Source organism: Microcystis sp. M_OC_Ca_00000000_C217Col (assembly GCF_007095585.1).
GTDB classification, from domain to species: Bacteria; Cyanobacteriota; Cyanobacteriia; order Cyanobacteriales; family Microcystaceae; genus Microcystis; species Microcystis panniformis.
Genome location: NZ_SFBV01000272.1, coordinates 1 through 7,567 on the forward strand (window position 1 = coordinate 1; position 7,567 = coordinate 7,567).

10 protein-coding genes and 1 pseudogene are annotated in these 7,567 nt (G+C 42.0%); 8 read left to right on the top strand and 3 right to left on the bottom strand.

Features of this window, described 5'->3' with window-relative positions; all coding sequences use genetic code 11:
• Positions 1-266 precede the first annotated feature (266 nt).
• From EWV66_RS17085 to EWV66_RS17095, 3 genes are all read left to right on the top strand, one after another.
• The gene (locus tag EWV66_RS17085) at positions 267-905 is read left to right on the top strand and encodes a hypothetical protein (RefSeq protein WP_052278182.1); all 639 of its coding nucleotides are present in this window, start codon (positions 267-269) and stop codon (positions 903-905) included.
• 130 nt (positions 906-1,035) lie between these two features.
• On the top strand, positions 1,036-1,329 hold the full coding sequence (locus EWV66_RS17090; RefSeq protein ID WP_002733401.1) for a hypothetical protein: 294 nt from the start codon (positions 1,036-1,038) through the stop codon (positions 1,327-1,329).
• Between the two features lie 2 nt (positions 1,330-1,331).
• On the top strand, positions 1,332-1,850 hold the full coding sequence (locus tag EWV66_RS17095) for a low molecular weight protein-tyrosine-phosphatase (RefSeq protein ID WP_052278577.1): 519 nt from the start codon (positions 1,332-1,334) through the stop codon (positions 1,848-1,850).
• Between the two features lie 14 nt (positions 1,851-1,864).
• Here EWV66_RS17095 and EWV66_RS17100 read toward each other — a convergent pair whose 3' ends face one another.
• Positions 1,865-2,521: a response regulator transcription factor gene (locus EWV66_RS17100; protein ID WP_002742402.1), complete on the bottom strand. Its 657-nt coding sequence runs from the start codon at positions 2,519-2,521 to the stop codon at positions 1,865-1,867.
• Between the two features lie 377 nt (positions 2,522-2,898).
• Here EWV66_RS17100 and EWV66_RS17105 point away from each other — a divergent pair, with 377 nt between their 5' ends.
• Together EWV66_RS17105 and EWV66_RS17110 are read left to right on the top strand one after the other, a co-directional pair.
• On the top strand, positions 2,899-4,014 hold the full coding sequence (locus EWV66_RS17105) for a branched-chain amino acid ABC transporter permease (protein WP_287108803.1): 1,116 nt from the start codon (positions 2,899-2,901) through the stop codon (positions 4,012-4,014).
• 111 nt (positions 4,015-4,125) lie between these two features.
• Positions 4,126-4,878 (top strand): ABC transporter ATP-binding protein, encoded by a 753-nt coding sequence (locus EWV66_RS17110; protein ID WP_052278184.1) that lies wholly within the window; start codon positions 4,126-4,128, stop codon positions 4,876-4,878.
• Here EWV66_RS17110 and hisH read toward each other — a convergent pair.
• On the bottom strand, positions 4,867-5,505 hold the full coding sequence (gene hisH, locus EWV66_RS17115) for an imidazole glycerol phosphate synthase subunit HisH (protein WP_052278185.1): 639 nt from the start codon (positions 5,503-5,505) through the stop codon (positions 4,867-4,869). The genes EWV66_RS17110 and hisH overlap by 12 nt on opposite strands.
• A 108-nt stretch (positions 5,506-5,613) precedes the next feature.
• Positions 5,614-5,817, bottom strand: coding sequence for a transposase (locus tag EWV66_RS17120; RefSeq protein ID WP_072927416.1), 204 nt, complete (start codon positions 5,815-5,817; stop codon positions 5,614-5,616).
• Between EWV66_RS17120 and EWV66_RS17125 the strand changes: the two are divergent.
• The 3 genes and pseudogenes from EWV66_RS17125 to EWV66_RS17135 form a co-directional block, all read left to right on the top strand.
• Positions 5,805-6,209, top strand: a pseudogene (locus tag EWV66_RS17125) (Uma2 family endonuclease); the annotation flags it as partial. The gene EWV66_RS17120 and the pseudogene EWV66_RS17125 overlap by 13 nt on opposite strands.
• Positions 6,210-6,244: 35 nt before the next feature.
• Complete coding sequence (locus tag EWV66_RS17130) at positions 6,245-6,904, top strand: Uma2 family endonuclease (protein WP_052278186.1); 660 nt, start codon at positions 6,245-6,247, stop codon at positions 6,902-6,904.
• A gap of 62 nt (positions 6,905-6,966) precedes the next feature.
• Positions 6,967-7,567: DUF2887 domain-containing protein (locus EWV66_RS17135; RefSeq protein ID WP_287116015.1), on the top strand; the 601-nt coding region annotated here is incomplete at its 3' end.

The following is a 7,567-nucleotide window of genomic DNA, read 5'->3' on the forward strand; positions in this document are numbered from 1 at the left end:
GGATCTACCCTTGATAAGGGGGGTGCCGATAGGCGGGGGGATCTACCCTTGATAAGGGGGGTGCCGATAGGCGGGGGGATCTACCCTTGATAAGGGGGGTGCCGATAGGCGGGGGGATCCTCCTTGATAAGGGGGCATCTGATAATTTTTAACGCCTACCTACTTAGTGATCATTGATTAGGTAATCTTGCTTGACCTTTTGATCACTTTTGTACTAAAATATCTGCTGAACTCCCATTACTCAATTAACCTAATTATCCACTCCCATGTTAACAAAAATTATTCTCGGTTTGCTTTGGTTAGGCTTCGGATTATACGCTTTTTTACTAGCACCCCCCGATCAACCAGATACAATAAATTTAATTATCAATCTTTCCACTGGGAAATGGCAAGATATCAACCCGTTAATTATTGCTCTTTTTAACCTGATGGGAGTTTGGCCACTTATCTACACTAGCCTTTTAATTATCGATGGTCGTGACCAAAAAATCATCGCTTGGCCCTTTGCTTTTGCCTCTTTTGCTGTGGGAGCTTTCGCTATTTTACCCTATCTAACTCTCCGTCAACCCAACAGCAATTTTACCGGTAAAAAAAATCTGGTCATTAAACTTCTAGACTCACCTTGGTTGGGAGTAATTGCCCTAATTACTGCGGCAATTTTAATCGCTTACGGATTAATTAACGGCAATTGGTCTGATTTTTGGTATCAGTGGCAAACTAGCCGTTTTATTCATGTTATGAGTTTAGATTTCTGTCTTTTAACCCTATTATGTCCAATTTTGCTGCAAGATGATCTAACCCGACGGGGATTAAAAAATCCTTTCCTGTTGCCGGTAATTTCCCTTTTGCCTCTAATCGGTCCGGCAATTTATTTAATTATTCGTCCTCGCTTAGGGGAGAATTAAGAGTAAATTGTCTTGAGCAAACTTAACTATTTCTTGACAAGAGAAGTTCATATTTAACAGAAATTATGCTGAGGTTCCCCTAAAATATGGGGAAAGAGATTAATGTCCAGATTAGAAGGAGTGTTTAACCTTGTTAGAGAGTCAAAAACCACCTCGGATTTACTGCTTTCAAGCTGATTATCTTGCCTCCCAACAATTTAACCCCCAAGAGATTCCCGCTTGGTTATCTTTAGAAGTAAACTGGCAGGGTTATAGAATTCATACCCTACCCTGGGTAGCAGACGTAGCTAGAGTATTAGGATTATTAGCGATTGAAGATACCCCCCAAGGGTGGCAAGATTATTTAGAAAGCTTGGGATTAGCCAAAATTAGGTTAATGGACAGCGAGGAGTTTTTTGAGGATAAATCTTTATCGGGATGTTAAAAATGCCCTATAATTGGCAATTTAGTGATGATTCTACCGGTCAATTTATGCCCTATAAACTACTCTTCGTCTGTTTAGGAAATATCTGTCGTTCTCCCGCTGCCGAGAATATCATGACTTATCTGATTGAACAAGAAGGATTAGGCAATAAAATCCTCTGTGATTCTGCGGGGACTGCGGGTTATCATATCGGTTCTCCTCCCGATTCTCGCATGAATACGGCGGCTAAAAAACGCGGTATTCCTCTGCAAGGGACAGCCAGACAATTTACTCGCGAGGATTTCGAGAATTTTGATCTAATCTTAGCCATGGATAAAGCCAATTATCAAGATATTTTATCCCTAGATCGAACAGGAAAATATCAAGAAAAGGTCAAGTTAATGTGTGACTATGCCCGTTATCACCCAGAAAAAGAAGTTCCCGATCCCTACTACGGTGGTCGGGAAGGTTTTGACCGCGTAATCGAGCTACTTTTAGACTCCTGTGGCAGTCTTTTGGAGGACGTAAAAAACAAAATTTAAGTTTTTTCTTCCAGCTAATCGATTAATCTGTGTTCGAGGGAAAAACGCACCAATTCGGCGCGATTATTAGTAGTTGTTTTTCTGAGTAAACTACTAACATATTTCTCGATCGTGCGAGAACTAAGATGCAGTTTTTGCCCAATTTCACTGTTAGAAAGTCCCCGGGCTAAATGTTCTAACACTTCCCGCTCGCGATTAGTTAACTTAAAATCGTCCTGTAAAGAAGAAGTTAAAACATCCCTAGTTTTGGGGCTTTCTTCTGGTTTTAATTTCTGATATTGACGTTCACTTTGCACCATTTGCGATCGCTCTAAAAGATTGCGAATAACTGCTTTTAATTCCTCCATCTCAAAAGGTTTAGGAAGATAGATATCACAACCCACTTGATAACCGCGGATTCTTTCCTCTGTTGACCCTCTTTCGGTTAAAAAAATTACCGGCAATAACCTAAATTCTGGCTGTTGCCGCACCTTAGTCACCAAAGAATAACCGTCTAAACGCGGCATTTTGATATCCGATACCAAAAGATGGGGATGATAGGTATCCAATAAATTCAAAGCTTCCAAACCATTACTCGCCGCTACCACACTATAACCTGCTAATTCTAAATAATCTTTAACCGCTAGGCGGATACCGGGGTCATCATCGGCAATTAGAATCAAAAGAGGCATAGAAATCAACAGGACAAGGTTTTTTCGTTATTAATAGCCTAGCACCCTCCGCTCGTCACAATTGTCCATCAAGCTACAGAGGCCGTTGTAACTGATATTATACTAGCAGTTACAACGGCCTTTTCAGTGATCAGTAATCAGTGATCAGTAATCAGATGTGAGTTTTCAGCTTTTTTCTCCCCAACTCCGGTACTCCCCCACTCCCAACCCCTTTTTTACTTTTTACTTTGAAGATCATTTTTTAGTTATAGCGTTTCTCATAAGTATGAAGTATAACTGGATTGGGCATCGTCTCCTGATTCCTGACTCCTGACTTCTGGCTCCTGACTCCCGAAACCGACAACTTTGTACCTCACTATTAAGATAATTGCCATAACATGACAGATTATTTGGTTTCCCTGACAATTTGGGCGGGTATTTACGCGATTTTTGCCCTCGGTTTAAATCTACAATGGGGATTTACTGGCTTAATTAACTTTGGTCACGTTGCTTTTGCCACTTTAGGGGCTTATGCAACGGTTTTATTAACTTTACAGGGTGTACCGATGATTTTTGCCGCTATTGTCGGGGCGATCCTAGGGGCATTGTTGGGATTGGCTATCGGTTTTTCCACCCTGAGATTAAGAGCCGATTATCTAGCAATTGTCACCATCGGGGTATCTGAGTTAATTCGTTTACTGGTGCTTAACGAGGATTGGTTAACGAAAGGCAGTTTCGGACTACAACGTTATCCCCTACCTTTGGATATAAATCCCAGTTTTCCCGTCAAATTATTAATTATTGCCCTGTTTACCCTGCTTGCTATCTTTGCTCTCTGGCAATTGGGGCGCAATCTGCAACGACAATGGCGCGAAGCCGGGCAAATTAGCGGTAAAAGCTATCAACCGACGCAAAAGAGAGCTTTAATATTTTGGGGGTCGTTAGGGGCGATAATACTGCTTTTTCTGTATATAAACGGCGTAATTGCCCTGAATGACTATAATTACAAAGCGGGGCTGATGGTGGTAGTTTTAGTCCTCCTCGCTCTCGTTTATACTGGGTTAGAATTACTTTTGCGATCGCCTTGGGGACGCATCCTCAAAGCGATTCGGGAAGATGAAGAAATTCCCCGGGCCTTGGGAAAAAATGTCTTTTGGTATAAGTTACAATCTTTGATGTTAGGCGGTGCGATCGCTGGTTTGGCCGGGGCTTTTTTAGCCTGGCAATTAACCACCATTTACCCGACTAATTTTGAACCGTTATTGACTTTTAACGCTTGGATTATTATCATTCTCGGTGGCTCTGGTAGCAATGCCGGCACCTTACTAGGATCAATAATTTTCTGGGCTTACGATTCCCTGACTCGCTTTATTCTACCCCAATTAGCTATTTTTAATGATAGCCAATTAGGGGCTTTACGGATTATGATTATCGGTCTGCTGCTCATGGTTTTAATGATCTGGCGACCCCAGGGTATCCTCGGCAAAAAAGAGGAGTTAACTTTGGGAAAATAATTTCAGTTATCAGTTATCAGTTATCAGTTTTCAGTTTTCAGTTTTCAGTTCATCGATTACTGTTCACTGTTTACTGTTAACTGAAAACACTTCATAATTCATAATTCATATATGTTACTTTCTGCCAAAGGATTATCGAAAAGTTTTGGGGGCATTCGCGCCGTCAATAATGCTTATTTGGAGGTGCCGCAGGGCAGCATCACCGGGTTAATCGGACCAAATGGAGCCGGCAAAACCACACTTTTTAACCTTTTATCTAATTTTATTCGCCCAGATAAAGGGGAAGTTTTTCTTGATGGTCAGCCGATTCATCAGCTGCCTCCCTATCAAATTGCCCTGAAAGGATGTGTGAGAACTTTTCAAGTCGCCAGGGTATTATCCCGATTAACGGTGTTAGAAAATATGCTCTTAGCTAGTCCGGGACAAACGGGAGAAAATTTTCTCAACGTCTGGTTTCAGGGGGCAAAAATTCGCCAACAGGAACAGGAAAATCGTGCCAAAGCTTTGGACATATTAGATTCGATCGGTCTAGGGGAAAAAGCGCATGATTATGCGGGAGCTTTATCGGGAGGACAGCGTAAATTATTAGAGATTGGCCGAGCGCTAATGACCGAGCCAAAATTAATTTTATTAGATGAACCAGCCGCCGGAGTTAATCCCACTTTAATCGGTCAAATCAGCGACCATATTATCGAGTGGAATCGTCAGGGAATTACCTTTTTAATTATCGAGCATAATATGGATGTGATTATGTCCCTTTGTCACCACATTTGGGTATTAGCAGAAGGGACAAATTTAGCCGATGGCATTCCCAGCGAAATCCAAAAAAACGAGCGGGTTTTAAAGGCTTATTTAGGAGACTAAAGCTAATTTTTGCACCTGCTGAACAAAGTTAGCCAGAATTTTTAAGCCATTAGTCGAGGATTTTTCCGGGTGAAACTGCACCGCTACCAAACGATCACGAGCGATCGCTGCCGTCACCGTTTGACTGCCGTGGGTGACGGTGGCGGCAGTTAGATGACTATCAAGGGGATCGACATAATAGGAATGGACAAAATAGACGTGAGGATGCGGGGGTAATCCCTGCCAAAGAGCATGATCCGGCTGGGTGAAGTCTAATTGATTCCAACCCATGTGGGGAATGGTAATGCCCGGTTCTGAGCGAAAACGGCGCACTGTCCCCGGAATAATCCCTAAACCCGCCTCTTGACCTTCCTCTGATGAGTCAAAGAGAATTTGTAAACCGAGACAGATACCGAGGAAGGGTTTACCATTAGCGATCGCCGCTTTGATCGGTTTTTCGAGATGACGGCTGCGAATTTGCCGGACAGCAGGATCAAAAGAACCGACTCCGGGTAAGACAATAGCGTCAGCTTTTTCCAGATCGAGGGGAGAATCGGTAATTTTCGGCACTGCACCCACGGTTTCCAGTCCTTTACAGGCAGAGTGCAGATTTCCCATGTCATAATCGATGACAGCGATTAAGGTCATTGCTATATACTGAACAAGCGATAACCCTATTTTAGAGCAATCACGCCGCTAAATTAGGTCTTGACTCAAAAATGAAACGCACGACGGGGGAAGCCGAAGGCGGGGGGATCACATCGCCTTGTACCAGTTGAGAAAGTGCATAATTTTGGGTAAATCTTCTGGTTGGGCAGGTGCGATCAGATAATGGACATGATTAGACATGATACAGAGAGCATAAAGCTTAAACTGGTGTTTGTCTAAAGCCTTCTTGATGGCATAAAGAAATACCTCCAGGCATTCCCGCTTGGATAGTTTGAACTCATCGAGAATCAGATTTGAACGCCGATTTAGTTATTTGGAATCGTCAAACAAAACTCGGTAAAGTCTTTAGTTCTTCCACTATATTTACCTTACCCAAGGGTGGTAAACGTTCCCCTGATGTTGCTTGGATTGCTAATGAACGCTGGGAAGCTTTACCCCGAGAAGAACAAGAAAAATTTGCGAGAATTTGTCCTGATTTTGTGATAGAATTAAGAGCACGCACTGATTCTTTAAGTCAACTCCAAGCAAAAATGCAGGAATATCTCGTCAGTGGCTTAAGACTCGGTTGGTTAATTGATACCATTAGTCAACAGGTAGCCATCTATCGCCAAAATCAGGAAGTAGAAATCGTCTCATTACCAACCACCTTATCTGGGGAGAGCGTTTTACCTGGATTTACTTGAGAATTACCCATTTTTTGACGACAGGAAATACCAAGATGATAGCAACTACAACAATTTCTCCTCAATTAACCATTCCACGCCTAGAAAATGGGGACAAGCTCACTCGTCGTGAATTTGAGCGTAGATATAATGCCATGCCAAATCTGAAAAAAGCAGAACTCATTGAAGGAATTGTTTATATTATGGCTTCTCCCCTCAGAATTAAGAACCATGGTGAACCCCCTGCTGATATTATAGGTTGGCTAAGTGTGTATAAAGCCTTTACTCCCAATCTGCAATTAGGGGATAATTGTACGGTTCGTCTTGATGCGGACAATGAACCTCAACCCGATGCACTATTAAGAATTAAAAATGGTGGACAATCAACAATTAGTGAGGATGGTTATGTCGAAGGTGCGCCAGAGTTAATCGTCGAAATTGCAGCGAGTACCGTCTCCCTTGACTTACATCAAAAACTTAAGGTTTATCGCCGTAACCAAGTGCAAGAATATCTAGTCTGGCGAGTTGACGATGGAGAATTTGATTGGTTTAGATTAACCAATGAAGAATATATTAAACTTGAACCGAACTCAGAAGGGATAATTTGTTCTCAGATATTCCCTGGATTAGGGTTAGATAGAGATGCTTTACTAGCCGGTGACTTAGTCAAGGTTTTAGAGGTTTTGCAATTGGGAATGGCAAGGATAAAAAATTAATCTAGTTAGAGTAATCTAAATTTAACAAAAACTTCACACAAATTCATAAAAAGACTATTGACTTGACGACCAAAGAAGGAGTAATGAAAACCGATAAAATCTTTTATACCCTATTTCAAGTCTTTCCCGAACTTCTCTTTCAACTGCTGGGGGAATCTCCGAATCTAGCGCAAAATTATCAATTCAAGTCAATCGAAATCAAAGAATTGGCTTTCCGGCTCGATGGCGTATTTATTCCCGATGCTGACCACCCGGATTATCCGCTTTACTTTGTCGAAGTTCAATTTCAAAAAGACGAGGATTTTTATTGGCGATTTATGACTCAGCTCTTCCTGTATCTCAAGCAGTATAAGCCGGAACGCACCTGCTGTCCCGTTATTCTGTGGGGAAAGCGCCGCTTGGACATTGGGTTTCCCATCGCTTACCAAAATTTGCTAAACTTAGAGCGGATCCAACGAATATATCTCGATGAAATCGAGGCTGAATCTCCTCCCTCTCTGGGGATAAGTATCCTCCAGTTTATCCTCATCAGTGGGAAAAAAGCACCCGAACAGGTTCAATCCTTGATTGAGCAAACCCGCCGACAGATTATTGACCCTAACACTCAAAGAAATGTTATCGAGTTAATCGAGAAGATTATTATCTACAAATTTCCTCAGAAAA

Bases quoted from the DNA above. Each gene is read 5' to 3' on its own strand.
- EWV66_RS17105 (WP_287108803.1), top strand. From the start codon at position 2,899: ATGACAGATTATTTGGTTTCCCTGACAATTTGGGCGGGTATTTACGCG.
- EWV66_RS17085 (WP_052278182.1), top strand. From the start codon at position 267: ATGTTAACAAAAATTATTCTCGGTTTGCTTTGGTTAGGCTTCGGATTA.
- EWV66_RS17110 (WP_052278184.1), top strand. From the start codon at position 4,126: ATGTTACTTTCTGCCAAAGGATTATCGAAAAGTTTTGGGGGCATTCGC.
- EWV66_RS17100 (WP_002742402.1), bottom strand. From the start codon at position 2,521: ATGCCTCTTTTGATTCTAATTGCCGATGATGACCCCGGTATCCGCCTA.
- hisH (WP_052278185.1), bottom strand. From the start codon at position 5,505: ATGACCTTAATCGCTGTCATCGATTATGACATGGGAAATCTGCACTCT.
- EWV66_RS17130 (WP_052278186.1), top strand. From the start codon at position 6,245: ATGATAGCAACTACAACAATTTCTCCTCAATTAACCATTCCACGCCTA.
- EWV66_RS17095 (WP_052278577.1), top strand. From the start codon at position 1,332: ATGCCCTATAATTGGCAATTTAGTGATGATTCTACCGGTCAATTTATG.